Here is a 26,447-nt window from a genome sequence, read left to right as displayed (position 1 = left end):
CAGCCAGCCTCGCCCCAACAAGTTGGGGCTGGACCTCGTTTCACTCGGCCGCTGCTGGTTGCAAATATCGGGACAGGCACCTTTGCCCTGTCAGGCTTCCATAACGATGATCGCGGGTGGAATATTGGCAAAAGTTTCAAGGACTTTAGACCGGGTGATTGTTTTGTGGATCAATACGCTGCCTCGGTGATCCTCACCTCTGATACTGGAGCTCTGTTTGGCTCAATCAATGCCATCAACAGATGTTGACATGGTGACCTCCGGTGATTAAGAGTCAGACTTTCCAATTGTGGCAAAGTCTGAGTAGAGGGAGTCCATGCAATTCGTTATGCATAGGTTACGTATGTCTAACTACTTTTCTGTAATCATCGTCGGTTTATTCTTAGTTGCTTGCTCATATGAGATAGAGCTAGACGTAAAAATTGATAGCGAATGCAATGTAGATGTTGCGTTTTTAAAAGGGCTTCCACAAATTGAGTTCGTCTTGGCGAAAGTAGTTATTACAGTGGCTTATATGTCGATGAACTGGGTATTCTGAAAGTGACTAATCCTGAAGTAAACGAGTCAACATTACGACCATTCTGTAAGTGTTGTACGCATACATTTAACGGGATAGTGTTTGAACAAGAATACGTAGAGTAAACACACAGCACCGGCTCAAAAGGGACTGTCAGGGCTGGTGTTTCCCGTCGCTTTGAATAGCGGTGATTCGGGTTGTTGTGTTTGAGTTGAATGGTCATGTGTTGCCAGCCCCTTTGCCAGGCGTTACGCAGTTTTGGGGCAATAAAAAACCAGCATTTTCAGCTGGTTTAAGAATCTGTTTTATTGAGCTGTTTTGACTCGAATCTTGCTTTTGGCAACGCTTGTCAGATTCAGTGCTGCAATCGCAGATTTTGCTTCTGAATCGTCAGGCATTTCGACGAAAGCAAAGCCTTTCGATAAACCAGTTTCCTGATCTAAAACGAGAGTGCATTCAGCGACTGCACCGTATTCAGAAAACAGTTTGCGAATGTCGTGTTCGGTTGTCGTGCGTGCAAGGTTGCGAACTAAGAGTTTCATGGTTGTCCGTTGGTATAGAAATAACGGTGAGGATTGTCTCAATAAAGACAGTTGCCACCAAGCGATAGTTTGATTTTGACACCAAATAGTTGCATTTATGGCAACCAATTGCATAGCAGGCAATTCCAGAGGAACTGTCAGGAATGCCGGGACAGACACTTTTAAAGCTATGTTTGGATCAATCAATGTTATAAACAGATTGTGACATGGTGACCTCCGGCTAGTTTGGCATCAGACTTTCCAAGTGTGGGAAAGCCTTTCTACTGGTGAGTAGCCGAGAGTGGTCGGCGTCAAAACAATCGAATTTAAACCGGTCAAGTAGAAGAAGATGAACGATGGATGATGTAACCATTACCCTGATCAATTTTGATCAAACATTAATTCTTAGCAAAAGTGATTTCAGCATCGCTGAGCAAAACGAAGAAGGTATCGAATTGCTTTATCAAGGTGAAACTCGTTGCCAGCCATATGTATATTTCAAGCCGTTACTGAACAGAGACAATCGATCACAATACGATTATGAGATGTTGCTGTTTGAATGCTACGAAGACTTTGCTGAATTGCTTGAACAACACGTTGAAGAGCATGCTGATCACTTTGTAGTTCGCAGTCGTTTTGTACTCCGACAAGAAGAAACCGAAACTTTATCCGGAATGGAGTTTTCATATCCTGAAGAGGAAGGTATTTATCAATACCACATCCAAAACTCGATCGTGCCGGTGGAAGAATCTAGAATTTCATCGAATCCTTTGAACATTGAAGTAGAAGGCAGTTTAACGGCTGAAAGAGTGGAAGTGCCGTTGGTCGGGTCGTATTTGTGTCCGACTGATTAGCGTGAATTTGTTGGATCTAGTCAGAAGTATGACTTTAGATCAAATTTGAAATGGTTTGGAAGAGAGTGCATTCGTACCTCCTGATCTTTGTGGATCAAAGTGAGGTACGGATGTCGCTAAGAAGGTGGGTATTCATTGTTCTGTGTCAGCGTCAGTCATAGTTCCATGTCCACTTCTCGGATGCCTTCAACATCCCCGTACAGAGCAGTTTCAGCAAGCTGGTTTCGTTGGCGAAGACGCCCTTGGTTTTTAAAAAAGTATCGGGACAGACACTCTAACGTACAGAATGAATTTGATTCAGTAATGCCGTCCGCTCATGAAACCAATGATCACGGGCACGATGCAGCAGTAAAATCGCTTATTGACCGGGCGATTTGATTCTGACGAAGCGCGTTGAAAGGCGTGCCATATTTTGATGCCATGCTCTCAGGGATGTGTCCAAGTTTTGTTCACTCTCGAACCCAGTAGTGAGAAGCATCCAGACTTCCATACCGTTGATCGCGGGTGGGATATTGGCAATTGTTGAGAGAACTTTTGAACGTGATATTCTTTTGTGGATCAACACCTTGCCTCGGTTCGCCTCTCTGTGGATACTGAAGCGATGTTTAGCTCAATCAATGCCATAAGTAGATTGTGACATGGTGGCCTCCGGCTAGTCTGGAATCACACTTAGCAAGTGTGGCAAAGCCTGATGAAGTGGAATCTATGTCATTTATTTTGTGGAATGGGGTAAAAAATGGATAGTTTGATATTACCAAAGAGATATGAAATTCTAGAAAATGTTGCTGATAAAAATAGTGTCTCTTTATCATCTATAATAAAAAAGATACCAGAAAGCAGTAAACATATAGATCAGTTATTAAGGGAGATATCAATTGGAAATGTTGGTAAGTTGGAATTAATAAATGGAAAGTCTGGTTCAGGTAAGACTACATTTGTGAAAAGCTTATCTTTATTTTATTCAAATGTACAAGTGAATATATTTGAGCATTCACGTAAGCTAACTGAATTATCACAACTTATAGAAGGTAAGGAAAAGATACAACAAAATATCACAGATATTTATTTATTAACGGATAGAGATAATCCTACCGACACTGAAACGGAGCTACGAGAAGCGTTTGAAAATTTACGTAGAGTTTTCAGAACAAGAAATGGCAATGTTCTTGTGTTGTGGCCAATAACTGATGACCAAAAAGCTAAGAAATATCAAGAATAGCATGGGATATTGGCCGAGATAGTTTAGTCCGACCTTCTACAAAAGGAATTATGGCTTTTAATGGATTAAAAAAGGAAGAATATTGGGAAACAGCTGATATAACATCACAATCACTCAACAATGAAGGTCTAGAAAGTTATGGGTTATTGAAAGAATCATTAAAAGACGAAATTAATGATTCTGAGACAATTGGAGAGTTTATTCAGTTCTTGAAACAAAAGCAGCGGAGCATATTGAAACGTTTGAAGTGGAAATGCAAGAAAAACTATTACCTAAAGTATGGATTGTCTTGGCTGGTGATGATTCTGTTGAAATAGAAAGAACCGTTAGAGCACTGACACAGGGAACAAAAAATAAGATTGATGCTGAACGAGTTATAGAATATCTAGATGATAATTCTAATAATTCAGCATATTTATCAGAATGGCGGAAAAGAAGAAATAATGCAATTTTTCTATTGCGACAATTAGATGTGAGACTATTCGATTTATCACCAAATGCGGCATTAGCATCAATAAGATGCTTTGGTGATGATACAATAAAAATTAGTTTAATTAAGAAGTCTGAAACTGAATCAAATACTGTGGATGCAATAAAAAAACTAAGAATTTTTCAGGTGTTAACTGTTCCAGAAAAAGTGGGTACAATTTCAGCTAGATCTACATCACAAGAAACCAAAGATGAATACAATAGGATTCAAGTTTTAGCTTCAGGTAAAGATCATGAATTCAATAAATGTTTAGGAAATGCTTTTACCTCTGCGTTGCAAGATTTTGGTATGAGTTGTAAAGTAACCTCAGAAAAAAGAAACTTAGGTGAATATAGTTTACAGCCAGACATTCAAATTATTTTTGATAAAAGAAATATTATTTGTTTAGAACCAACCTGGAGAACAACTGGTATTGAACGAGAGGGGAAACGAACTCAGAATACTTTAACAACAGGCCATATACAGAAGTATGTTTTAGAAAAAATAATGGAATATCTCAAAGTTATTGGATTGTAAAATTTCCACTTAACGAAACCATGCAACTGACCGAGGACCAGTCCCGTTTTAGTGGACGCGCATAAGAAGTTGAGGAAGTTGATATGCCAGCATATGAAACGGGAATAATACACCGAAATATTCACTAGAATTTAAGTTGAAAGCGGTGCAATGGATTCGGTTTCATGATGGTATTGCAAACACCTGAATGAGGTCTGATACAAACGGAGAAAATTTTGAGTCAGGACGATTTAACATTTGAACATCTGCCGCTTCAATATGAATTAGTTCAGTCGGTATGTTCAGCATTTTTACCAGAAGAAAATGTCGTTGCAGCGGTTTTACTGGGCTCATTGGCTTCAGGCCAAGGGGACCGTGTTTCAGATGCTGACATCCTCGTTTTCACACAAAATGGTTTTCATCAAGCGGCAGAATCCTGCTTTTCCTCCTTCGAATCGGGTAAAGAGATCTTCTATTGTCTCGACGGTTTTCACAGTGAAAATGCGTATTTTAAAAAATACATTTTTAACGATTTGACCAGTGCAGAAATCCATTGCCTGGATTTAAATGAGCCTTTTGAAATCTCTAAACCGTACAAGGTGCTATTTGATAAGGCGGATGTCGTAAATACCAGACTAACGGACAAACCGGCTCCAAAACACGAAGACTTTCCGGCTTATACGAATGGTGACAAAGGTCTGATCTGGGAACTTTTCGATTGCATAAAATGGCTGAGTCGTGACAATCATGAGTTAGCAAAATCTTATCTAAAAAAGCTATCAGATAAAATTTAACCGTATCAGAAATTTTCTCGGTAAACCGATTGTTCTATGCGAACTGGGTCATTCAAACATGCAAATCCTTTATTTATTGCTAATCATCCCTTGTTATGTCTCAGCAGAAATAAACCTAGACTTACAATCCCAACTTTTAGAAATGGCGAAAGTTGATCAGGAAATCCGTAAAGAGCTGGGTGAATCTGGTTGGCATAAATCGTCAAAGGCGTTACAGGAAAAGGCATTGCTGATAGATGAACGAAACACTCAACAACTAAAATCCATTCTGAATGGACGTTCTTGGTTTACAGCAGCAGAAGTGGGTAAGGAAGGGATTAACTCAGCATGGTTAATTGTTCAACATTCACCGGATATTGATTTCCAGGAGAAAATGCTTCCGTTGTTGGAGCAATCTTACTTGAATCGGGAAGGTGTGACGGGGCAAGAGGTCGCATTATTGACTGACCGCGTACGTATAGACAAAGGTCACAAACAACTTTATGGTACCCAGGCCAATTTGAGTGACGGAGCAATTGTATTCAAGCCCATCGAAAACCCTGAGACAGTTGATGAGAGAAGAGCCGAGATGGGAATGCCACCGCTAGAATTTTATAAAAAGCTCTTAGAAGAAATGTACGGTCTCAAAGACCATCCAGATATCGATTTGAATTAAAAATGCAGATCACAAAGCATGTTAATAGCACCAATTCATGCGGGTTCAGACTCCTCTGTTCAGGATGATGAACAGTATGAACTGGTTTTGGTTTAGGGCGTTAGCTTTCATGGAGAAAAATGTGAAATTATCACATGCCAACTTGTGGGTAGTAGCATTGTTTAGTGGTCAAGCCTTTGCGTTTGATGCTGATCTTAAAAATGTTTTGGGATATCCGATCGGTATTGCTTTGCCGCAAGAGCTTGTTGGTGAGGCTCAAAATGATTATCCAACAAGGTTAATTACACTTAATGTTCTGGATTTTTCAGAGATAAAAATATTTGATGAAATTTAAGTTCAAATAATCGAATCAAATAAAAAGGTGTACTCAATTAGTGCCGAAAAATATTTTCCAGATGCATCTGCTTGTTCAATAGAATTGAAATCAATATTTGATGTTCTTGACCGGAAGTATAAAAAATTAAAAGTTGAAAAAACCATTCATGTTTCAGGTAAGGTATTTTCAATATTTGATGGGTATTTATCAAAGGATGGAGAAAGAAAACTTTCGATTAGCTTCGGTCAAAAAGGTTCTCAGCACATGTTAATGCTTTCAGCAAGAGATATAAGTTTATCAATTGATGCGAATAAGCTTTGGTCTCAGTATTAAAAGTTAGCAAGATCTTCAATTGGATCTGGTATGTGCTTTAAGACGCGTTCCTTCATGTTATGGCTGAAATGACCATCATGGGTTTGTATTGAGGTTTGTGTTTGGGGCGTGTTGTGGTCATTTGCCCTGTTCTTGGCCGCGGGTAGATTTCAGGGAAGCTGACTGCCGATGAATCTGAATGAGGCTTTCCATTCTTATTGCAGCATCACTTTCAGGGCCGGTTGTGCGAATGTTTATCTTTGCTCTTGGCCTGATGTGAAAAGGAGGAATCATGGCGCTTTTGGTTATTGCTGTCCCGGAAATCTCTGAGCAAGACTACAACAAGATTCAAGCTTACAGAGCAAAACATGATGGTTTGTTCTATACCGTGGTTGAGCCCCATTTCACGCTGGTTTTTCCTGTTTTCGATATTGCTACTGAGACATTTACGCAAGAAGTGGCGTCGATAGCTCGAGGATTCATACCATTCGAATTCAAAATACGATGCTCTACCATCAATAAGGATGCGTTCAACGATTACTATCATGTTTTTCTTGTCCCTGATGAAGGATATAGCCATCTGGTTAAATTACATGACAGGCTGTACGAAGGTGCTTTTTCAGAAAACCTGCGTTTAGATATAGATTTTATTCCTCACATCGGCATCGGAAATAGTTTGAATCCAAAGGCGTGCCAGGAAATGGCTGGCCATTGGAATCGGACAGATTTTTGTATTTCTGGCAATATCTCAAGCTTACAAGTTGTTGAATATGACTTTGATTCTGAACAGTTAAGCCATGTTGCAACCTTTGCTTTGGGAAACATATGATAAAACTCGTACTTCACCTCACTTACTTCATTTCACTCATTGATTCTGTCCCTCAACCGTTCTTGTCTTTATTCCGGGCATAATCCCCGTATTGGTTGAATAACGACTCCAAAACGATCACTCAAATGACTCATGTGATGGTTGTCCCAAACAAGGGCGTTTCCTTTCCCTTTCATGTATCCACTGCCGCCTAAGCTGTTCAACTAAATGCATTATTTGAGTGTAAGGGATTAGATGTACAAGTTTTCTCACATTGGGATCATTGGTTTGACTTTGGTTTTGGGCGGCTGCGGAAATGATGTGAACGTCGCAAGGCTGAATTTTGATCGGCCGGTTGCTGATGGTTTCTCGCTGAATGATGACGAGAAGATTCAGCCGGTTTATCTGGATGGGCTGCATCAAATATTAAAAGAGGCTGGTATCGCGCCAGAGGTCGTGAAGATTCATTTTGATGATGAAAAACGTAATGTGAGAAGCCTGCTATTAAGCACATCCGAGAAGAACAAGATCACTGAAACACAAAAGGCTTCGATTCAAAGTGCATTCGAAAAAATTCTGGCGGTTAAAAAAAGCACGATGAATGTTCGCTTTTTACTTCGTCCCGAGGATATGGAGACAGAAAAAACGGAATATCGCGAGGAAGCAGCGAGATTGAAAAATGAATTCACAACGGAGCTGACCGTGAAGGAAGTTATGGTTGGCATTTCTTACAGTATGATGGATTCGCTTCTGATGGCGATGCAAGGCACAACACAGACTGAGGGAGAGGCGTTCTGCACGGTTGCGATGACACTGTCTCCAGCGTTGCCATTTAGTGCGATTGTCGTGGACCATAAAGATGAGAAGCCTGTCGGTATGTCCGTTGTGAGAAGTCGTTATGCCGTGCCTACGGATATCCGGTTCGCATATCCTCATCTGCAGGCCAAACTGGATAATCATCAGATTCTGCTTTCCACTGAAATCACCAATAATTCCCCGCGTGAGTCCCTCCGGCGCATCCAGGGGAGAGGGGGCATGAACCAGCTAGAGATCGAGCTGGGCTCACTGGGTACAGTCAGCCACGAATATGGCAAGGTTGATTATTCAACCAGTTCTTCTCTTGATCAAAGGTGCCGCAACATGGCGGCTCAATTAGGCAGGCCGTTTACCTTCACCATGGGGGATTCATTGGATCGGCTGGAGTCGGTTACTTTTTATTAATTTGAGATCATGCCTGTTTTGGATAACCAGAGCCGGATATCCAGGACAGGCCGTTTTCAAAGTCATTCAGCCCTGAGTATTTGAATGATGTGATTTTCCAGAAAGCATGAATGGGACAGTCATGGAACAGCAGTTTATCCAGGTCAATTTAAAAGATAAAAATTCATTAAAAGAAGCCATTTTCACGTTTCAATCTCAACTGCGGTATGCTTACCAAACCGGTGAACTGATTCATCGAGTCGGTGGTTTTATTTCCCACGATAAAAAGCAGTTTCAGCCTTGCGACCTGTTCAACCCAGATCAGTTTAAGGCGATCTTCCTGTTGCGCAGTGACTACGAGCTTGAGTCCGAACCCGTGGAAGCCCTGACGGATGAAGCGCTCGTCAGGCTCAGCAAAGATGATGCGTACCTGCGTTTTTCCCACATGGTGGTGTTTCAGCACGCATTAGAACAGGAAGACCTGAAACCCCTGATCGTAGCGTTCTGTGAAGAACTGGTGGAATTCAGCCTGCGGGTGAATGCTTCCAACGAACTGTTTTTCTCATCCAGCATGCTGTTTGGTATTTACCTGCTGGTGTTACTGGCGGAAAAATACCCGGAATATGCTTATCTGATTGGCGAGTATTATCCGGAAGACAGTGACTTTAACCAGATCATGTATCACGGTGCTGATTATATGGCGTATCTGTTCTATCAGCATGGGTACAGTAATCTGGTGCTGGATGCGTACGCCAGCTGTCATTTTGACGGGATGTTTGGCTGTATCATGACGCATTACATGGAATCGGAAAATTTTGTCCCCGATCTGCTGAATTGCTTCTTAGCCGACGAAAGCCGTTATCAATATTACAAAGAGGCCCTGATTCAGGCATTGAAACGCCGGCCAAGAAATATTGCGGATGATGATCCCTTTGTCCGGATGGAACATGGTTTCAGTCAAGTCAGCGATGCTTATGATGATGACGACGAGTTTGCAGATGAGCTGATCTCGCGGGAAGAAGCCGAGGGTGAGTTTGATGATCTGAACTTTCATGGCCGGACCATCGCAGAGGAGCGCGAGGTATTGCGTCAGGCGATGTACGAAGCGGTCAAAGATGTGCCTCTGAAAGATCTCTGGTATTACGATCAGCCCGTTTATGATGAGACAACTACGCTGGCCGATATTCAGGATGACCCTTTCTATCAGGAATACGACGAGTATAACGAGTACGAGACCAACAAAAGCTTTTTTCTGAAGTGCTTCGAGAATGGCGAGCAGATTCTGGCTTACATTGAAGAGAATCAGCACCCCGAAATTCTGGAACAGTTACAGCCGGTCAATCTCAGAAAGCTGGCATTTGAGCACAAACACTATATTTACAAGCGTTTTGAATATTTCGGCTCCGACGGAATGCGGCTGTCATCTGACCTGGAGCAGGATGTGACCCTGGAAGACATTATTGAGCGCTTCCTGGTGACCTATCAGAATCCGGACAGCTTCTACATTGACGATGACGGTGAAGCGGCACAGAACGACAAGTGCCTGCGAACGTTGGATGTGCTGGTGCGCTTGATGGGCAAAAAAGAGCTCAGTGGCACTGAATTGAAAATTATCTCGGATGACTTTGAGCTGTGCAGTAAAAAAGAAGCGGCTTCCCGTTTTACCATCAGAGCGCTGAGTGCTGCAGAGATTCGGCAGAGGCTTTACGACCTGATTAACGAACCATTGGTGAGCCATTTCGGTCTGACACGCCTTCAGGAGATCCACGGACTTTATCAGCGGGATAAAGCTGATTTCGGTGAGATACTCAACGATATTATTCTGCGCGCGTATGAAGATACCCCCAAGGATCTTCTGGCGGTCGTTCCTTCGCTGAATCAGGCCGAATATGCAAAAGGGGCTCAGCTGCTGTCGGTCGCCTATATTTTGTCTCAGGAATCAAATGGCTTCTTTGCTGATCCGGCGCTGGAACCTTTATGGGCGTTTTATCACAAGCATCTTTTCCAGAGTTGCTATCGTGAACTGGAAAACCTGAATGCGTTGAGGCATTCGTTTGACGATGAAGATAGGGATAGAGCCACGCGACTGATAGCCGGCATCAAAGCCTATATTAATTCACAAGCGAAAGCCTCCGGCGGTTTGTTTGCCCGTTTCATGCAGCAGTCGGCTCAGGAGGAACAGGCCGATGAAGCTGTTTCCAGTGATCAGGCGCTTCACTTTGCCCGTGAATTGCTCATTTCGGGCGAAGCGGAAGAGGAAGAGGATGAGGAGGAGAGAACGTCACTCTTCGTGTCTGATGAGATCGGCATGATTTTGGCTTCCGTGCTGTATGCGGCCCGGGTGGCAAAAAAAACACAGAAGAAGCAACTGCTGAGTCTGTATGAATTGATTTTGCAGCTGTTCCCGTCGAAAACCCTGTTGCTCAGCTTTATTGAATTCTCCGCGGGCGACCAGTTCTGCCGCGATGCGACCGCAGAAGAGGTGGAAGCTTTCTGTGATGTCCTGTCTGAACTCAAAATGGACGAGAAGTATGTTTTCCTGTCCCGCATCTTAGTGGTGCATCAGACCAACGAGTATGAGGATGATCTGGAAGACTTCAGTGACGACAATGGTCTCAAGCGTCTGTACCAGACAATGCTCAATATTTATCGCCATAAAGATGAAGTTGACCCTGATGAGCCGCCGATGCTGGCTGCACGGGAGAAGAAGATTGCAGCAGCAATCACCGCTGCAGTCGATCTACTGAATACAGAGAGCAAGGAGAAATTCCTGAGCTTTATCTGAGGCGAGAGCAAAGAGACAGAATCCTATCAAAACCCCGCATGATGCGGGGTTTTTTATCGGCTGGTGTCAGCGTGAAAGTCTATTGATCGTGGCTGGCACATTTGTTCCGGTAAACACTCCGTTACGGTATTTTTGTTCTATGCCGCTCTGCCTTGAACTAGTATGGCCCACCTGCAATTCTCTGCTTAAAGGGCGAAAAATGAAAAAAACAATCACGGCATTCTTTCTGATCTCTGCTTTAGTTGGGTGTGGGGATGCAACGAATGCAATGAATCAGGCGCAAGAAGCTGCCAGCAAGGCCGTGGATGGCTTTCAGAAACAAGTTGAATCGGTTGATTTGAGTCAGATGAATTTTGACCGGTTAGGTGACGCAGCGCAGTCGGCGAAAGATTTTGCCGCTTCAGTGGAGAAAGTGGCTGAAACCGATCTGAGCGATCCTACCGCGTTCATGGCTGCAACAGAGCAAATTGCAAATGCGTATCGCTGTTTCATTGATTCATCCTCAGAGGCAACGGCAGAAAGCCTGATGGATAAAGTGCTGTCATCAGTCAAAGATAAAGATGTGATGGCGCTGATTGAAAAGGGGATGGAAAAAGCGAAGACGGCGAAGGAATGCGTGAGTTAAGCTGTTGTCTTTGAATGATCAGGCTGACATGCAGACTCAAAGCATACGACATGAGGAGGGTGCTTTGAGTTTGCCGTAAAAGTCCATGGTAAATGATGAAAACAAGGAGGTTTCAATGCGCAAGATACTGACTGGCGGTTGCTGCTGCGGAAGCGTTGCCTATACGCTGGAAGATCAATTCAGCAGTTTCTACTTTTGTCACTGTGAACAGTGCAGAAAGATGACGGGTTCTGCGCACGCTTCGAATCTGTTCACATCACCTGAAAATATCACGTGGCTTCATGGGCAGGATAAATTGAAGCGTTACGATGATCCGGTGCGTTCCTTTACCCAGGTGTTTTGTACGGCGTGTGGTTCCGCTTTGCCCTATCAGTCAAAAAGTGGCAAGAACCTCGTTGTGCCGGCCGGCAGCCTGAATGATGAACCATCGAAAAAGGTCGATGCCCGCATTTTTTGTTCAGAGCAGACGGCGTGGCACCGGGCCGGATTAAATTATCCCGAATTTGATAAATTTCCGGGATAAAGCGCATCGAAAAATTGCCAGTTCGAAAAGGAGAGTCATGAAGCCTGATTTAGTCGGTCATCGTGTCTTATTACGGACGATTCATCATGCCGATGCTGAGGACCTGTTCGAAATCTATGGTGATGTACAGGTGATGGCCTTTGCTTCCGATCCTGTGTTCAGCGCTGTGGAAACAGTTCATCAAATGATCGAGAGTGTTATTCGGCTTGAGCAATCTGAGGAATCATTCGAATGGGCAATTGTGGAGAAATCGACAAATAAAGTTATCGGAACCTGTGGTATTCACAGTTTTAGTGCATGCGGTTTATCGTGTGAGCTGGGTTGCCTGCTGAATGCAGCGTATTGGCGGCAAGGATATATGTCTGAATCGCTTCAGTTACTGATCAATTATGCATTCTCTCAAGGCATCAGGACGCTCAATGCAGATGTTGACCGGCGAAATGCCCGTTCACGCGCATTGTTTGAGAGACTGGGTTTCGACCAGCAGGAAGGGGGTTATCGGTTAAGGAATATATCGGCTAAGGGCCCATGACTTCTGAGAGAAAACATTTATGTCCTGAACCCATTTCCAAGGCCGTCTGACAGATCAACCTCCCAACACTGCTGCCGTCTTATGGCGAATTGGATGCTGCCTAAGAGGAATCAGGGGGTGACGGAATAAAGTATCAGTTACAATGCAAATAGAAGTGAATCATTCAGGGTGTTTGGTTCATCAGCGAGTATTTCGGAATTAAATGAATGTTTTATCAGCGTGATATTATGAGTGTTTTAAACACCTTGGAAAATCTGGCTCACATTTTACTGTCTGATTGCTGAATGTTTTCTAAAGGGAATTCAAAGTCACTCGAGTAAATTTATTTCGGTCGTTTAAAAAAGTTTTACCTGTCATTACGCTCTCGCCAACTGACCTTTCTCTTTATAGTCAGGAATACAAATAATCCTTATTTGATGATGTTCTCATTTGTGTATGTGAGACAAAGGCATATTATGTTCAATATTTTAAAGTCACTTGGCCGGTCAGATTCATCCACTTCATTATTCTTCAATAAACAGGTGTTTGCGATTTTACTGTTTGCCAGTGCAAATGCGGCGGTGAACCCCTATAAAAATATATTTGGTGTCGATGTCATCGGATTACCTGAGATTTATTACAGTCTGGTGATTTTATTCTCAGGCGTCATTATTACCTTCTTCAGCATTTACTTTGGCATGAAGTCGGATAAAGAAGGGAGTTTTGTCAAATTCATCGTGCTTTGCAGCGTTTGTGGGATCTTAGGGAACATCGCCGTTTATGTCTGGCCGAATACGCTGACCTACTTTTTAGCGAACTGTCTGCTGCTGCCCGTATTCTGTGTGCTGAATTCACTGATTTTTGGGTATGCCGCGGCCAAACGGAATGTGGAAGGAGCAGCGAATGCTCATCATGAAAATGCGGCCCTTCGATCAACCTATTCCATGGGATATGTGCTGACATTAGGCATGATTGGCATGCTGGCCTTACAAAAAGAAGAGTTGATCTTCATTTGGCTGTTTTCAGGGATCATGTGCTGTCTCATTTTTACGCTTTATCTGAAAGAAAAGTTTGTGAATGAAAGCTATCAATCTGAGCTGTCTTCAGAGCCTGTGTCCAAGGTATTTCACCGTAAAAATATCTTGAAACTGGTGAGTGTTTCTCTGGTCACCAACATGCTGTTTACGCTGGATGCAACGGTACCTTTTATTATTGTGAATCAGGTTAAGGGAGAGTATTCGGATATCGGTATCTTTGAAGCCTGTATTGCAGTGTTCGAAGTGTTCTTTATTTTCTACTGGTCGAAGACGGCACAGCGCAAGAAAACATCCGGGGTCATTATCACGGGTGCATTTATCTTTTCTGTCTCTACCATGTTATTGTCCGTCACGCAGGATATTATTCATGTTTATCTGTTAATCCCCATGATCGCGCTGGGGGCCGCTTGTTTAATCAGTATTCCGATTGGTTTTTTACAATCACTGGCTGAAGGGCGGCCTGGTATCGGCAGTTCATTACTTTCCATTTCATTTTTTATCTCTTCATCTGTTTCATCGATTGTCTACTTTATTGGTAATTATTTCTTCGATATCGGAAAAACCATTTTTATTTCTTCGGCTGTCGGTTTGTTGGGGTTATTGATTCTTTACCTCGCCGACAGACGATAATTTTAAACCCGAAAGGGACTTTTAATCAGGGAGAAAATATGTCGACGTTTTGTGTAGTCGGAGGAGGGCTTGCGGGTCTCGAATTCGCGCTTCATTCCGCCGTGAAGGGGAACAAAATTGTGGTTTATGAAGCCGGGCCAGATCTACGAAAAGGCCATGTTCATTTTGATACCCGGGTGCTGGCGGGTGACGAAAAGAAAGTGCACTGGACAGCAGATGCACACTGGGCCATTGGCGGAATCAGTGAACGCCTGGGCGGTCGCTCGCTGTGCTATCACGGTGTCATGCTGCCACTTGAACCCCAAGCGCTGGAAAGCTGGCCGGAAGTCTGGCAAAAACGCCTGAACGGTGCTGGTGGACTCTATCGTCAGCTGCAGCAGGAATTCAACGAGAAATATCCGGAAATGACCCGGCAGCAGACGGTCAGCATGCCTTTGAAGCATGCACCTCAGGCGGCCGTTGTCGGGGAGCATGCTGCGTTTTCGTCTTACAGCCCTTTATATCAGCTTGAACCATTTGTCCGGGACGGGGTGATCAACATTGAGCGTGCCACCATTGCCAGAGTAGACAAGAAACCGGAAGGGTTTTATCTGATTGACGAACAAGGCCAGACGATGAATGAAGTGCCGTTTGAGCGATGCATTCTCTCGGCCTCGGCACTGGTAAATAACAAGATTATTACGCAATCGCTGGGACACTCAACGACCGCCCGGGTGACTGATCACTACTGCCTGGGGATAGCCGTGAAAACCAAAGGCGGCGACCGGATTGCTGATTATCGCCATGAAATGCTGTGGCATGGTTTCAGTGAGCATCACGATCTCAATGCCAATATTTTTGTCGTTGAACGCCCGAACTTCGAGCGTGGGGAGCGCCTGATATTACTGATGGCGGTGATGGAGCAAAACCCGGAGCAGTCTGAATTCAGTGAGCTGCACTGTCGATACAGTGAAGGGAAAACCACGCTGGAAATCCAGTCGAATCATGCTGCTGCCGCGGTTGAGAATTATAACCAGCTTGCCAGACGGATCGTGGACTTTGCCAGTGATCAACTGAACACAAAGTTAGTGCCTTTGTTTGACACGCTCACAGAGCAATCGGGCGCATTCTTCGGAGCAACAGAAGGAACCGAGCTTGATCAGGCACTGGATGCGCTGAATCAAACTGAAAAAGCCGATGTGTACACACGATTTGTATTCCCTTATGGCGCTTATGAGCATGAAAGCTGCACGCATCCCATTGGCGGCAGCGGTGATATTGCACTGACCGAATCATTGGAGCTTACGTCCATGCCGGGCGTGTATGCCATCGGGCCCGGGGCATTTCCCCGGCTGGGTATTGCGAACCCTGCATTAACGATTTGTTCTCTCTCCCGTTGGCTTGCCTCACATCTTTAAGTAGGAAAAATCATGAGTAAACTTGCAATTCAAGGCGGCACCCCAGTGATTTCAGAAGCTTTGCCTGCCTGGCCAAGTCTTGACCTCTCTGTGATGACCGAGATCGAATCTGTCCTGAAAACCGGCGAAATTAACTATTGGACCGGTAAACGGGGCATGGCTTTTGAAACCGAATTAGCTGCCTATCTGGGCGACGGATATGTTGTCACCACAACCAACGGGACGTCTGCACTGCACACGGCATTTGCTGCGCTGGGGATTGGTTCGGGCGATGAGGTGATCTGCCAGTCTTACACTTTTATCGCCACTGCATTTTCAATTCTCCAGGCGGGAGCTTTGCCGGTATTTGCTGATGTTGATTATACCCATACACTGAACCCGCAATCCGTCGAAAGTAAAATTACCGAAAAAACCAAAGCGATTGTTGTTGTGCATACTTTTGGCGTGCCGACTGACATGGATGCCATCATGGCTATCGCCAGAAAGCACAACCTGAAGGTCATCGAAGACTGTGCACAGGCGTTAGGGGCTAAATATAAAGATGCTTATCTGGGCACGATTGGCGATGCCGGCTGTTTCAGTTTCTGCCAGAGCAAGCACATAACAACCGGCGGTGAGGGCGGTGCCGTCTATGTGAACTCGGAAGATCTGGTCTGGAAATGTCGTTCTTTCCGCGATCATGGCTATGACGTTGCCAAAAGACTGGGTCTGTTCGAAATTGCTCAGAAACTTCCTTATATTCACACGCAGGTTGGTTTCAACTACCGGATGACTGAGATTCAGTCTGCTATTGGTCTTTGCGAGTTGTCCCGTTTCAAAGCAACGGCACTGGATCAGCGTATCCGAAACGGCCGTTTTCTGAGTGCATTGCTTCAGGAGCATCCTCTCGTTCTGCACGCTCCGGCAGATGATGAGGTTCGGGTAAACTCATTCTGGTGGGCACCATTTGTGCTTGATATCAGCCTGCTCAACTGCGATCTCAAAACGTTCATCAAAGCAATTGAAGCAGAAGGCGTACCCGGTTATCCGGTGCCATGGCCGGAAGTTTATAACGAAGAAGCATTCCAGAAACAAAATGGATTTGGCACCAATAATTATCCGTTTAATGACCCGGCGCATCGTCAGATTGATTACACGCAAACCGACTGCCCGGCGGCAAGACAATTGGGTGATACATCCATCGTCTTCCATACGCACCCGGTCTATTCAGAACAGCATATGGCGCTTTTCGCCGCGGCATTCAACAAAGTTTATGAGTACTACAAGAAGTAGTTCTGCGCTGATGCAATAACGTTTGAAGTGAATAAAATCGCCTCCTTGATTTGGGGGCGATTTTTTACCGCCCTGAAGCTTGTCCTAAGCCACAGATATATAATCAAAAAGACGCCAAATGGTGAAATCTGTCCCATATCGAAATATCATGCGATGTTCTTTCAGAACAGACCTGCCGGGTAACTTCAGTGTTAAGAGCGGTAGCGTGTCTGTTCTGGTGCAGATCCGTCAGGTCGCTCTTTGGGATGTATTTGAAGATGCCGGAATCAGCAATACAGAGGCATCGCTGAGACCTGACAGCGTCAAGTCCCATGTCAGTTGTTGTTCAATCTGAGGTTAAGATGAATTTAGATTTTACTGTCTCACCATCTGAAGATGAGATATCTGAAATATATCGTGGTTTAGTTGAATATAATGAACCACATTTTCCTGATCTTGATGAGAAAGGTTTTGGTGCTTTCATTCGGGATGAAGATGGCAAAATTCTTGGTGGTTTAGTCGGGAAGGTCATCTTGAGCAGCCTTCATGTGAACTATTTTTGGTTATCTGAGCCGATCCGTCGGTTAGGTCTTGGAAGCAAACTCATTGATTCTGTTGAGTCAGAAGCCAGAAGTCTGGGTGTAAAAAACATATACCTGGATACGTATACATTCCAGGCACCCGGATTTTATGAACGGCTTGGCTTTAAAGAGGTTGGCCGATATACAGACTTTCCGAAAATTGGGGTTGATAAAATTTTCTATCAAAAGAGCTTGGCTTAAAATGAGCACAGCAAGTAAAGCAAGCCGGAACACACTGAAACCCGAAGATTTCGGTAGCGAGTGAGCAGTATTTAGCGATCAAGTCTATCTTTCTGAATGGCATGCTGAATATGCGTAGAATTGGGTGATGTATATTCGCATGCCGGGAACTCGGTTATGTTTGTCTCTGCTTCCACCAAGTGGTTTTTAAATGAATCGTCAGTCATTACTCCAGATCGCAGTTGTATGCCTTTTCATGCTTATGGTCGGCCTGTGTTATTTTAATACGATAGGAATTTCAGCATATTATGATGGGTCTAACCCAGTAGGCTATGAAGGACGTTATGTTGTCGGCTTTACATTGCTGTATTCAGCGGTGGTTTGGATGCCATATTTATGTTTGATGCTTTTGTTTCATAAACGATTCAATAAACGATGCATCATCGGTTCGTCAATCCCTTTTACCTTGATCGCAGCGACAGGAATTTGGTTTGTTGCCACTGGGGTCTAGAGACAGGATATTATATTAATTTTAGGATGAAATAACATGAATTCTCTATTTACATATGTTTTAGCTCTTAAAGAGAAAGTGAATGGCGTGTCAGTTCTGGAGCAAGAATTTCATCAGAGTACGGCTGTAGACGGAGACATCATGATTGAAAAAAGAGAATTGGTTGTGAAGTTTGAAAATGGTGTGATATTAAAAAATCAGGTCGAACGCGATCAAACGAATAAATATAGTGAACAAGCATGTCCTGAGTGTTGGATCAGCTATGAAATCATTTCCCAACCGGCAGAGATGGAAATTACGCCGAAGAAAAAAACATTTACGAATCAGTGCCAAGAATCTTTCTGGATTAAAATTAAAAAAATTCAATCAAGCACATAAATATTTTTTATGGTTTTGGTCACTCAAAACCAAATATTTTCATTTCTAGGGCGATATATCACAAATTAATCAAATAAATTCGATTTCTTTGGCGATTTCTTGCAGAGTATTACTCCAGTAAAGTGGCCAGTTTTGTTGAGTTAGGTTTGGCTATTTTATAAATGATATGTGCTTTGTACTAAGAGAGAATGAAAGCAATTAAAGTCATCTCGGATTTTGAATGCCATCCTCTTTGGCATTCTGACAGCAATGAAGTAGGTAAAATTGGCTCATCAGACCTGATCTTTTCTGCGTCACTTGCGTCTGAGTTGAACGCAAGGCATGTACTTGTGATTTGATTTTTAGTCAAGCGTATCCTCTGATTTTTGCTTTAAAAGCAAAGAAGAATAGCTTAGCTTAGTTTTTTCAGAAGACTATTATCTGGCAAAGCACGTAAAAGAAGAGCAGTAGCAATATTACTTCTGTATATTTTGCTGTTGATGAAAATTGAGAAATCAGTGTATGAATATCTTCTTCCTGACGGAAGAACATCATTACTTCTCTGTGTTTTGAGGGGAAATCACCGATGAAGGTAATCTGTTTATTTATAATTGCTTTGTTGGCTGGTTGTCAGATGACACCAACGGCAGAACAAATTGCAGAACGAAACAATCGCGTCAAGCAATACCTTGAAATGCTCGAGACATTAAATCAATATAGGGGACGCCTTGAAAGTAAACATGCAGTTCCAACGAAATTGAATCTTTGGGCAGCTCTAGTTAAAAACAGAATTGATAATCATTTTATCCACATAGAATCATTTAAAAATAGTCATTTTAAAATGAGAGTTATTTTGGATGATAACGGTTTTGTTAAAAGCACTGAATTTATTTCATCGTCAGGTCGTAATGAAATGTTTGATGTTGCAAGTGATGAATTGAAAAAATTAGCACCATTTCCTGTTTCTGGTTTATCTGAAGAGGATAAAAAAATCGCACAAAACTTTGTTGTCATATTTGAATATGAATAATCCATATCCTGATTCAGTCCCACATTTGATGGTCGGAATGTTAGGTGCTTTGAGCATCATTTTTACTCTTTGCATCCTGGCGATTTATGTCGATTCACATGGTAAAACAAATTTCGTCGCGGATGTTGGTATTGTCTATGGCAATAAAATCGAGCCTGATGGCTCGCCATCGGACAGGCTGGAAGCAAGGTTAGCCGCAGCACTTTACCTGTATCAGCATCATCAGATTGAAAGCATTTTCGTCAGTGGCGGAACCGGGCCGGAAGGCTTTGATGAAGCGATGGTAATGAAAGACTATTTGATTGTGAAAGGCATCCCCTCAAAGGATATTGATGTTGATAGCAGTGGCATCAATACACATTTAACTTCATTGCATGCGGTGTCTAAGTTCGGGCAGGGGATGTCGGTTGTTGCAATTTCACAACGCTACCACCTCTCTCGCGCAAAGCTTTCATTAAAACATGCAGGATTTGATGAAGTTTACGGTTATGCGCCTGATTATACTGAGCTGCGCGATACTTACTCATACGTCCGTGAAGTGCCTGCATGGCTGAAATACTGGATGAAAGGATTATGACTGCAGCGATGTTGAACCGCTCCGATTGCGCGCTTCCTTGGTACATGTGTTGATGGGATCATTGTGCTGTCTTTTCGTTGGATCCAGCACAGACTGAATACAGCGTTTGTCCTCTAAGGTTTCTCCTGCCATCTTTAATCTGTTACAGACACCACAGTAAATGCTGACTGGATCCGGGTTCAAAGCGACGCTCTCTATCTGTCAGAGGATCAGCGCGGGCCCCGCCCATTGGTTTGAAAGATAGGGGAGATGTGGCTATGGGAGTCAAAGGTGGATGCTTATGTGGCAGCGTTTCTTATAAGGTAACAGGGCAGCTCCTTGAAGCCAGTAACTGCCATTGTTCAATGTGCAGGCGACAACATGGCGCAGCGTTTGCGACTTATGCAGATGTAAATCCGACTGATTTTCATTGGGTGGATGGGAAAGAATTTTTGCAGGTCTACGAAACGCCACAAGGCAATGGATGGTGCTTTTGTAAAGCGTGCGGCTCGACTCTGGCCGGGACGGAAGATGGCCAGGTTACAAGCATCACGCTCGGGACAGTTCAGGGCGATCCGGGAATAACGCCTCAGTCTCATATTTTCGTATCGTCTAAAGCGCCCTGGTATCAAATCACCGATTCGCTTCCCCAATTGGAAACGCGAGCCCCGGGCAGCAAAAGATCATCGTAAGCATCGGGGGCCAGATTTATGCCACTGATGCTCCATCTTTCGGTGAACTTAAACGGAGTCAACTGACTTTATCTGGTGAATAAACCAAATTATCTTGAGTGCAGAGACGCCCGGCATAGTGCTGATTTGTACCGGTTATTATTTTCAATTAAGGCATCTATCGGATAAAGCAATGTGTCCAGAATTGCAGACGAAAGGATATCAGCGATTGATATCGGGAGCATGAGGACGATTGCCGGCGGAGCATTTACAAATAACGAAAAATTGCAATTAGCCGCATTTTCCAGTGCGTAATCAAAGCCAGCATATTCATTCCCATTTTGATGATTCTCACCCACTCGGGCAATGATACTGGAACAGCCTGAAATCGAAATGGCGAGTATGATGATATAAAGTATTTTCATGGTTTTATTTTTGAAGAGGACTGCTGATTAAAGGCGACTCTTATACACAGATATTTAGTGAAATGTAAAGCCTCAAACTTATTGATAAGTTTAAGTTTTATTTAAGCTCAGTTTCAGACAGCAATGAACAGGTAGCATGAATTGTGATCCGGTTACCTTTGCGGTTTCAGCAATAGGGAGCTGTAACGAACCAATCCTTCTTTTGCATGCCATGGGCGGTGAATGAACCGATTGAATGAGTGGCGGTTAAAAAACGACTACTATCATTACAGCGGCATTGCGCGACAAATTCTGGAACCGGAGTTGCTGCTCCATCTCTATCCGAAATCACCTTGAGCCCAGAGGGCAATGCCTCACATGTTGTTTGACCAGACGCTCGACAGTGACCGTCTGCCTCTGCGCTGGCACATGTGATTTCTGGCGGTGTAAGGAAGGGCACATGAACTGGAAATTTGCATATGCGATCGGCTTTCATCCCTGGGAGGATACCGATCAGGAATTTTTTCAATCTTTAGCTTTGCAGCTCGTTCGCGCAGAGCAGGATCGTGAGCCGCCATACGGGCGTGCCCTGGATATTGGCACAGGCAGTGCTATCTGGGGAATTGAACTGGCCAAGCGTGGCTGGGAGGTGACCGGTGTGGATTTTGCTGAGAAGGCGCTGGAAAGAGGACGTGAGCGGGTTCAGGCTGAGGGTGTGGAGATGACGATAGTACAGGGAGACGTCACCCGGCTTTCAGAAACTGACGTGGGTTCTGGCTTCCGGCTGATTCTGGACACCGGTACGTTTCACGATTTCAACACTGAACAGCAGCGCGATATGGCTCGATGTGTGGATGCTTTGGCTACCCCGGATGCCACTGTGATCCTGTTATGCTGGCCGCGACGTATTCGTCCGTTGATTCGTGGCGTCGATCGTGAAGAAATCGAGACTGCATTTGCCGGTTGGCAGATCACCAGCGTTGAGCCGTCTTTCTTCAAGCTGCCGCCCTTACTGGAATGGGTCCTTCGTCCGGACGAGCATTGGTATTGTTTGCGTCGTGTAAGAGACCTGTATTGATCCATGGGGCAGGTTTTGATTGTTCACCATTCAGAAGGAAAGTGTTTATTTTCCAAATGATCTGATGTTTGAAAATCACAAATAAGTGACAGCGCTGATACTTGCTGGCACGGGAGTGAAACTATATTTAGTTGCATTAACCTCATTCATATCAGGTTTTGTCTGTGAATATTGAATCGCTGCTCTTGTCTCTCAATTCTGGCAATGAAAGAGAAATCTCGGATTTGTCATACAGGGTTTTGAATATACCGGATAATCAAGTTCTTGTTGAACTTGCCCATCATCTGGTCAATATTGTGTCATTGTCGAGGTCATCCGTTTGGGATGGACTTGCAGAGAAGCAGAAAATCCTTATTTCAGTTGACCGAATCGTGCGCTTCTTAGAGCGGGTTCAGAAAACAGGATGCCGCTGCTCAAAGTATTTCATTTGCTCGTATTCTGTTTATGCTGAAGCAGAGCGGGGATGGGTGAAAATACGAGCATGTAATTCAAATCAAAAGACATCTGAATCAGAGATTGACTGTCAATGTTCAGCTTGTGGGCAGCGTTTCTCGGTTCATGAAAGCGAAGCTGGCTTTGGCCGAAGAGCGACATGGCAAGCCCGTCATGAATGAACACATGAATTCATTTTTGTATTGATAAAACGGAGAAAGATTGGGCGATTGCATTAGATCTATTTCTGGAAATGCTCGTCTTGTCTGAACTGAAGGACATAAAGGAAGAAAAGATGGAACTGAATTTCTCTGATTTGGCGACGACTGATTATGGAAATGTGTTAAGTCGCGAACACTTTTTTGATCTCTCGATTCGTCCGCTTTGGCAGCATATGAAGCGAATTTCCGGACCCGCTTACCCAGTGCAATTGGCGCCTGGTGATAACTTGATGTTGCATTCAGCCATATACAGTGCACCTGAAGGCTCCATTGTGGTTGTAGACGGTGTTGACTGTCAGTATGCAGTCGCGGGCGGGAATGTCTGTGCAGTGGCAAAAGAACGCGGTATTCAGGGCTTCATTATTGACGGTGTGATCCGAGACTTGGGTGAGATAACCAAGATGGTATTTCCTGTGTATGCCAAAGGCGTGTTTCCTGTCCCGGGTAAAAAGCAGCAGTTTTTTGAGCCAGGCATGCCGATTGTTTGTGGTGGGGTGAGGGTTAGTGCCGGGGATATGATTGTCGCTGATATGGAAGGCATTGTTGCGATTCCGGAATCCAGAGCAAATGAAGTGTACCAGATGGCAAAAGAAAAACTGGATGCAGAACGTGGTATGCAGTTGGCCGAATGGGAAGCGAATCATCGAATCAAAATACAAAAAGCGCTTGAAGTGGCCCAAAAGCGTAATCACTCTGTCTGAGCTGGATTCCGCAAAGTTATCAAAAGTGACATCAGTGCGATGAGGGATGAGTTTAATCAGGAAGACAGTGAAAGCTTCCAGTTGAAGACATGACTTTTCGTCTTTCGCGAAGTTGAAGTAAATGAAATGGCTGCGCTCGCTAAGCGAGCATGGTTATCGGTTGATTAGGATTTTTCAAGGGTAAGGAGACCTTATGTTTGACCACGTTGTGTTTGGCGTCAGTGATTATGATGAGAGTAAAGCGTTCTTCCTCAAGGCACTTGAACCGCTTGGTGTCGTCATTGTTGCAGAGAACCAGCTTGGAATTGAGCTGAGTGCAGACGATAAAACGTCACTGTGCTTATTTCAGACGGATGAGAAACCGTCACATCTGCATTTAGCTTTCGCGGCTGAAAACCGTCAGCAAGTTGAAGATTTTTATCGGGCTGCGCTGGCGGCAGGCGGCAAAGATAATGGTGAGCCAGGTCTGCGATCGCATTATCACGCGAACTACTATGCTGCTTTTGTCATTGGTCCTGACGGGCATAACATCGAAGTGGTTTGTCACAGCCCTGAAGCTTAACCCTTCAATTTGAAGCAAGCGTCGCAATTTTTCATGCTGAAAGTTGAGAAAAGAAATAGAGGCTGAGAGTTTGACGAATTGTGACGCATGTTCTCATGAGTTGGGTTTATTGAATGTTTGAAATGAAGAGAATAAAAAATATCACTGGACTTATTGAGAAGCCATAACCTGATATTGAAGGTTCAATTTAAACAGAGTTAACACCGTTCATGTTCTGACTTTTGAGTAATATTATTGATGAATGAATTTTTAATTCTGTTGGCATGGCTATCTAGTGAATCAACAATTATATAATGAGATCTGATGTGGTTGTAATCATGAATCTGCAGAGGTATGCTCTGTTTTGCAATTTAGATTTACCATAAATTTTGTGAAGTTAGTGATGAATAAAGAACTATCTGAGCGAAAGTTTAATTGTTCTCTCGCTCAGTTACTGTAAAAACGTTTTCTGTAATTAATCTTTTAACATTTTTCATCACAGCAGATTCAAAATTCTTCACAAAACTTGACTGACATCATCAAACATAAAGCTAGGTTAAAATTATGAATGAAAAATACAGTTATGATTTAGGATGTGAACAAATAAATGTTGATGCTCACTACGATGCTTTAAATGCCTTGAAAAAGGTATTCGTCATTTCTGCAGGCGCGATCCCAGAAGTCGGTAAACCACTATCAGAAATCATTAACATTATATGGCCTAAGAGTAATCCAGATTATAGTAATTTATATAATTTATTTTTATGTAGAGCAAAAAACTATATAGAAAAAGAAATATTAGACACCATTTGTCAGTCCCTGGATAACAAAATCAATAAATACGAAGAAAAATTCAAGTCTATTGATGCCTTAATCGCTGATGGGAATATTCAAGAGGCTTATGTCAGGTATAAAGATATTTCAATGGAAATGGTTGGGGTTGCACAAGAATTTAGTTTTGAAAATGACATCAGATCGGCTGCATACACTGCTGGGTTTTATTCTACTTGGATATCAATGGTGGCATCTTATTGGATTAACCAGAAATATACAGAAACCCTTTCTCTTGAAGAGTCATTTTTAAGAGGTCAGTTAACCAATTTACAAAGCTTATTAATAAACGCAAATGATTATTGTTTGTTTATTGAAGAAAATATGCACAGCATTTTTTCTACTATCAATGACATCAACGAATTTCAACAGCTTAGAATGTGGGTGAGCTTAAACTTACGCGAAGTTGTTAATCAGATTGCATATGCTTTGAATGGAAACTTCAGTGATTTCTATGGTCACGATTATAGTGTAGATGTGGCGAATTTCCCTGTTGCTTATGTACACGATCTTGTCTCAGGACGGTCAGCAATTCAAGGTTCACTTGAATCATATTATGTAGACTCTCTACTTGCACCGAACAGCGAAATTCATAAAACACTCTGTGTGAACAAAGGGAGTATGAATACGCCTGTTTCAAATATTGACTACATTCGTTGGCAGATGATGCACGATTTTGATAACCCGGCTGTTTATAATTTATTTTGGGTGAATACTGAGCAAGCAACAACAGGCTATCCGGGGGAAGCGGAAGCCGGTAAACCTACAAATGGTTCTGGGAATATCAGCCCTTTATATATTAAAGAGATCAGAGTACATAAAGGGATGACTCTTGATGGAGAGAGTCAGAATATATTATTTGTGTTAAGCAATGATCAGATTATCAGAACACACGATGATTATGGAAGTCTTGTCTGTTCATACAAAAGAGAAGGGTATGCCATCGTTGGTATGGCTGCGTACCGGAGTCTTACACAAACAGCAATTGAAAGTTTTGCGTTTACTTTTTTAAAAGTTGGAGAAGATGCACCAACACTAATGATGAACGAAAATAATAATACAAACTGTGTGACCTTATATGAAGGCAAAGATTATACCGGTAAATCACTTCAGCTGGATGCATCAGAAACTTTACATTGGACAAATTTAAACTTCAATTGTGGCAGTATGAAATCTGTGTGTACAGATTATCCCAGAACGGATTTTTATCTCCATGAATCATCTGGTGCTGGTGGTTCTGGTCAAATTGAAGTGAACACTGAAATACCAGATTTCATTGCGTATCTTCAGTCACCATGGGGATGGAACTGGGAATCGATTGAAGATGCTGTCATAGATGAAGTTATCTTTAAGAAGTAAGATGACGCAATACAAAATGATGCTCAATTGTCTGAGTATGAGTTAACATGACAT

28 protein-coding genes are annotated in these 26,447 nt (G+C 43.2%); 26 read left to right on the top strand and 2 right to left on the bottom strand.

Annotation, left to right across the window (positions count from 1 at the left end; genetic code table 11):
• Positions 1–822: 822 nt before the first annotated feature.
• Complete coding sequence (locus ACYP03_RS14030) at positions 823–1,059, bottom strand: RNA recognition motif domain-containing protein (protein WP_036747821.1); 237 nt, start codon at positions 1,057–1,059, stop codon at positions 823–825.
• Between the two features lie 335 nt (positions 1,060–1,394).
• On the opposite strand from ACYP03_RS14030, the gene ACYP03_RS14025 reads away from it, so the two are divergent.
• The 21 genes from ACYP03_RS14025 to ACYP03_RS13925 all read left to right on the top strand — a co-directional run bounded on the left by ACYP03_RS14025 (position 1,395) and on the right by ACYP03_RS13925 (position 20,847).
• On the top strand, positions 1,395–1,892 hold the full coding sequence (locus ACYP03_RS14025; RefSeq protein WP_459780500.1) for a hypothetical protein: 498 nt from the start codon (positions 1,395–1,397) through the stop codon (positions 1,890–1,892).
• A 736-nt stretch (positions 1,893–2,628) separates the two neighbouring features.
• Complete coding sequence (locus ACYP03_RS14020) at positions 2,629–3,111, top strand: hypothetical protein (protein ID WP_459780498.1); 483 nt, start codon at positions 2,629–2,631, stop codon at positions 3,109–3,111.
• Positions 3,112–3,358: 247 nt separating this feature from the next.
• Entirely contained in the window at positions 3,359–4,117 is a 759-nt protein-coding gene (locus ACYP03_RS14015) for a hypothetical protein (protein ID WP_459780496.1), read from the top strand.
• Between the two features lie 215 nt (positions 4,118–4,332).
• Complete coding sequence (locus ACYP03_RS14010) at positions 4,333–4,890, top strand: nucleotidyltransferase domain-containing protein (protein WP_459780494.1); 558 nt, start codon at positions 4,333–4,335, stop codon at positions 4,888–4,890.
• A gap of 58 nt (positions 4,891–4,948) precedes the next feature.
• Positions 4,949–5,545 carry a DUF6624 domain-containing protein gene (locus ACYP03_RS14005; protein WP_459780492.1) on the top strand — a complete coding sequence of 199 codons (597 nt, stop codon included), beginning with the start codon at positions 4,949–4,951 and terminating at the stop codon, positions 5,543–5,545.
• A gap of 76 nt (positions 5,546–5,621) precedes the next feature.
• Positions 5,622–5,879, top strand: coding sequence for a hypothetical protein (locus ACYP03_RS14000; RefSeq protein WP_459780490.1), 258 nt, complete (start codon positions 5,622–5,624; stop codon positions 5,877–5,879).
• A 27-nt stretch (positions 5,880–5,906) separates the two neighbouring features.
• The gene (locus ACYP03_RS13995) at positions 5,907–6,194 is read left to right on the top strand and encodes a hypothetical protein (protein WP_459780488.1); all 288 of its coding nucleotides are present in this window, start codon (positions 5,907–5,909) and stop codon (positions 6,192–6,194) included.
• A gap of 271 nt (positions 6,195–6,465) precedes the next feature.
• Positions 6,466–7,002: a 2'-5' RNA ligase family protein gene (locus ACYP03_RS13990; RefSeq protein ID WP_330959336.1), complete on the top strand. Its 537-nt coding sequence runs from the start codon at positions 6,466–6,468 to the stop codon at positions 7,000–7,002.
• A gap of 273 nt (positions 7,003–7,275) precedes the next feature.
• Positions 7,276–8,202 carry a hypothetical protein gene (locus ACYP03_RS13985; RefSeq protein ID WP_459780485.1) on the top strand — a complete coding sequence of 309 codons (927 nt, stop codon included), beginning with the start codon at positions 7,276–7,278 and terminating at the stop codon, positions 8,200–8,202.
• A 121-nt stretch (positions 8,203–8,323) separates the two neighbouring features.
• On the top strand, positions 8,324–10,966 hold the full coding sequence (locus tag ACYP03_RS13980; RefSeq protein WP_459780483.1) for a hypothetical protein: 2,643 nt from the start codon (positions 8,324–8,326) through the stop codon (positions 10,964–10,966).
• A 199-nt stretch (positions 10,967–11,165) separates the two neighbouring features.
• Complete coding sequence (locus tag ACYP03_RS13975; protein ID WP_459780481.1) at positions 11,166–11,591, top strand: hypothetical protein; 426 nt, start codon at positions 11,166–11,168, stop codon at positions 11,589–11,591.
• A gap of 85 nt (positions 11,592–11,676) precedes the next feature.
• Entirely contained in the window at positions 11,677–12,114 is a 438-nt protein-coding gene (locus tag ACYP03_RS13970) for a GFA family protein (RefSeq protein ID WP_459780479.1), read from the top strand.
• Between the two features lie 37 nt (positions 12,115–12,151).
• Positions 12,152–12,646, top strand: coding sequence for a GNAT family N-acetyltransferase (locus ACYP03_RS13965; protein WP_459780477.1), 495 nt, complete (start codon positions 12,152–12,154; stop codon positions 12,644–12,646).
• Between the two features lie 455 nt (positions 12,647–13,101).
• Entirely contained in the window at positions 13,102–14,292 is a 1,191-nt protein-coding gene (locus ACYP03_RS13960) for an MFS transporter (RefSeq protein WP_459780475.1), read from the top strand.
• A 38-nt stretch (positions 14,293–14,330) separates the two neighbouring features.
• Positions 14,331–15,689, top strand: coding sequence for an NAD(P)-binding protein (locus tag ACYP03_RS13955; RefSeq protein ID WP_459780473.1), 1,359 nt, complete (start codon positions 14,331–14,333; stop codon positions 15,687–15,689).
• 12 nt (positions 15,690–15,701) lie between these two features.
• Positions 15,702–16,961 (top strand): DegT/DnrJ/EryC1/StrS family aminotransferase, encoded by a 1,260-nt coding sequence (locus tag ACYP03_RS13950; RefSeq protein ID WP_459780471.1) that lies wholly within the window; start codon positions 15,702–15,704, stop codon positions 16,959–16,961.
• Positions 16,962–17,302: 341 nt separating this feature from the next.
• Positions 17,303–17,722 (top strand): GNAT family N-acetyltransferase, encoded by a 420-nt coding sequence (locus ACYP03_RS13945; RefSeq protein ID WP_248140515.1) that lies wholly within the window; start codon positions 17,303–17,305, stop codon positions 17,720–17,722.
• A gap of 526 nt (positions 17,723–18,248) precedes the next feature.
• On the top strand, positions 18,249–18,590 hold the full coding sequence (locus ACYP03_RS13940; RefSeq protein WP_459780468.1) for a hypothetical protein: 342 nt from the start codon (positions 18,249–18,251) through the stop codon (positions 18,588–18,590).
• A gap of 565 nt (positions 18,591–19,155) precedes the next feature.
• Entirely contained in the window at positions 19,156–19,599 is a 444-nt protein-coding gene (locus tag ACYP03_RS13935; protein WP_459780466.1) for a hypothetical protein, read from the top strand.
• Between the two features lie 37 nt (positions 19,600–19,636).
• On the top strand, positions 19,637–20,176 hold the full coding sequence (locus tag ACYP03_RS13930; protein ID WP_459780465.1) for a SanA/YdcF family protein: 540 nt from the start codon (positions 19,637–19,639) through the stop codon (positions 20,174–20,176).
• Between the two features lie 257 nt (positions 20,177–20,433).
• On the top strand, positions 20,434–20,847 hold the full coding sequence (locus tag ACYP03_RS13925) for a GFA family protein (RefSeq protein ID WP_459780463.1): 414 nt from the start codon (positions 20,434–20,436) through the stop codon (positions 20,845–20,847).
• Between the two features lie 89 nt (positions 20,848–20,936).
• On the opposite strand, the gene ACYP03_RS13920 is transcribed toward ACYP03_RS13925, so the two are convergent.
• A complete protein-coding gene (locus tag ACYP03_RS13920; RefSeq protein WP_248140511.1) occupies positions 20,937–21,251 on the bottom strand; it encodes a YceK/YidQ family lipoprotein in 315 nt (104 codons plus the stop codon).
• A gap of 439 nt (positions 21,252–21,690) precedes the next feature.
• Here ACYP03_RS13920 and ACYP03_RS13915 point away from each other — a divergent pair, with 439 nt between their 5' ends.
• From ACYP03_RS13915 to ACYP03_RS13895, 5 genes are all read left to right on the top strand, one after another.
• Positions 21,691–22,308 carry a class I SAM-dependent methyltransferase gene (locus ACYP03_RS13915; protein WP_248140510.1) on the top strand — a complete coding sequence of 206 codons (618 nt, stop codon included), beginning with the start codon at positions 21,691–21,693 and terminating at the stop codon, positions 22,306–22,308.
• A 164-nt stretch (positions 22,309–22,472) separates the two neighbouring features.
• A complete protein-coding gene (locus ACYP03_RS13910) occupies positions 22,473–22,922 on the top strand; it encodes a hypothetical protein (RefSeq protein WP_459780460.1) in 450 nt (149 codons plus the stop codon).
• A 113-nt stretch (positions 22,923–23,035) separates the two neighbouring features.
• Complete coding sequence (locus ACYP03_RS13905; RefSeq protein WP_459780459.1) at positions 23,036–23,662, top strand: RraA family protein; 627 nt, start codon at positions 23,036–23,038, stop codon at positions 23,660–23,662.
• Between the two features lie 193 nt (positions 23,663–23,855).
• Positions 23,856–24,224: a VOC family protein gene (locus ACYP03_RS13900; RefSeq protein ID WP_459780456.1), complete on the top strand. Its 369-nt coding sequence runs from the start codon at positions 23,856–23,858 to the stop codon at positions 24,222–24,224.
• Positions 24,225–24,767: 543 nt separating this feature from the next.
• Positions 24,768–26,393, top strand: coding sequence for a hypothetical protein (locus ACYP03_RS13895; protein ID WP_459780454.1), 1,626 nt, complete (start codon positions 24,768–24,770; stop codon positions 26,391–26,393).
• Positions 26,394–26,447: the final 54 nt, after the last annotated feature.

Source organism: Photobacterium sp. R1, from assembly GCF_054600795.1.
The sequence above is the reverse complement of the archived record's forward strand: the minus strand, read 5'-3'. Positions and strand labels throughout refer to the sequence as shown.

What these genes read in the sequence shown, in the direction of transcription:
- ACYP03_RS14030 (WP_036747821.1), bottom strand. Translation starts at nt 1,059, where the DNA reads ATGAAACTCTTAGTTCGCAACCTTGCACGCACGACAACCGAACACGAC.
- ACYP03_RS14025 (WP_459780500.1), top strand. Translation starts at nt 1,395, where the DNA reads ATGGATGATGTAACCATTACCCTGATCAATTTTGATCAAACATTAATT.
- ACYP03_RS14020 (WP_459780498.1), top strand. Translation starts at nt 2,629, where the DNA reads ATGGATAGTTTGATATTACCAAAGAGATATGAAATTCTAGAAAATGTT.
- ACYP03_RS14005 (WP_459780492.1), top strand. Translation starts at nt 4,949, where the DNA reads ATGCAAATCCTTTATTTATTGCTAATCATCCCTTGTTATGTCTCAGCA.
- ACYP03_RS14000 (WP_459780490.1), top strand. Translation starts at nt 5,622, where the DNA reads ATGAACTGGTTTTGGTTTAGGGCGTTAGCTTTCATGGAGAAAAATGTG.
- ACYP03_RS13990 (WP_330959336.1), top strand. Translation starts at nt 6,466, where the DNA reads ATGGCGCTTTTGGTTATTGCTGTCCCGGAAATCTCTGAGCAAGACTAC.
- ACYP03_RS13980 (WP_459780483.1), top strand. Translation starts at nt 8,324, where the DNA reads ATGGAACAGCAGTTTATCCAGGTCAATTTAAAAGATAAAAATTCATTA.
- ACYP03_RS13975 (WP_459780481.1), top strand. Translation starts at nt 11,166, where the DNA reads ATGAAAAAAACAATCACGGCATTCTTTCTGATCTCTGCTTTAGTTGGG.
- ACYP03_RS13970 (WP_459780479.1), top strand. Translation starts at nt 11,677, where the DNA reads ATGGTAAATGATGAAAACAAGGAGGTTTCAATGCGCAAGATACTGACT.
- ACYP03_RS13965 (WP_459780477.1), top strand. Translation starts at nt 12,152, where the DNA reads ATGAAGCCTGATTTAGTCGGTCATCGTGTCTTATTACGGACGATTCAT.
- ACYP03_RS13960 (WP_459780475.1), top strand. Translation starts at nt 13,102, where the DNA reads ATGTTCAATATTTTAAAGTCACTTGGCCGGTCAGATTCATCCACTTCA.
- ACYP03_RS13955 (WP_459780473.1), top strand. Translation starts at nt 14,331, where the DNA reads ATGTCGACGTTTTGTGTAGTCGGAGGAGGGCTTGCGGGTCTCGAATTC.
- ACYP03_RS13950 (WP_459780471.1), top strand. Translation starts at nt 15,702, where the DNA reads ATGAGTAAACTTGCAATTCAAGGCGGCACCCCAGTGATTTCAGAAGCT.
- ACYP03_RS13945 (WP_248140515.1), top strand. Translation starts at nt 17,303, where the DNA reads ATGAATTTAGATTTTACTGTCTCACCATCTGAAGATGAGATATCTGAA.
- ACYP03_RS13940 (WP_459780468.1), top strand. Translation starts at nt 18,249, where the DNA reads ATGAATTCTCTATTTACATATGTTTTAGCTCTTAAAGAGAAAGTGAAT.
- ACYP03_RS13935 (WP_459780466.1), top strand. Translation starts at nt 19,156, where the DNA reads ATGAAGGTAATCTGTTTATTTATAATTGCTTTGTTGGCTGGTTGTCAG.
- ACYP03_RS13930 (WP_459780465.1), top strand. Translation starts at nt 19,637, where the DNA reads ATGTTAGGTGCTTTGAGCATCATTTTTACTCTTTGCATCCTGGCGATT.
- ACYP03_RS13925 (WP_459780463.1), top strand. Translation starts at nt 20,434, where the DNA reads ATGGGAGTCAAAGGTGGATGCTTATGTGGCAGCGTTTCTTATAAGGTA.
- ACYP03_RS13920 (WP_248140511.1), bottom strand. Translation starts at nt 21,251, where the DNA reads ATGAAAATACTTTATATCATCATACTCGCCATTTCGATTTCAGGCTGT.
- ACYP03_RS13915 (WP_248140510.1), top strand. Translation starts at nt 21,691, where the DNA reads ATGAACTGGAAATTTGCATATGCGATCGGCTTTCATCCCTGGGAGGAT.
- ACYP03_RS13905 (WP_459780459.1), top strand. Translation starts at nt 23,036, where the DNA reads ATGGAACTGAATTTCTCTGATTTGGCGACGACTGATTATGGAAATGTG.
- ACYP03_RS13900 (WP_459780456.1), top strand. Translation starts at nt 23,856, where the DNA reads ATGTTTGACCACGTTGTGTTTGGCGTCAGTGATTATGATGAGAGTAAA.
- ACYP03_RS13895 (WP_459780454.1), top strand. Translation starts at nt 24,768, where the DNA reads ATGAATGAAAAATACAGTTATGATTTAGGATGTGAACAAATAAATGTT.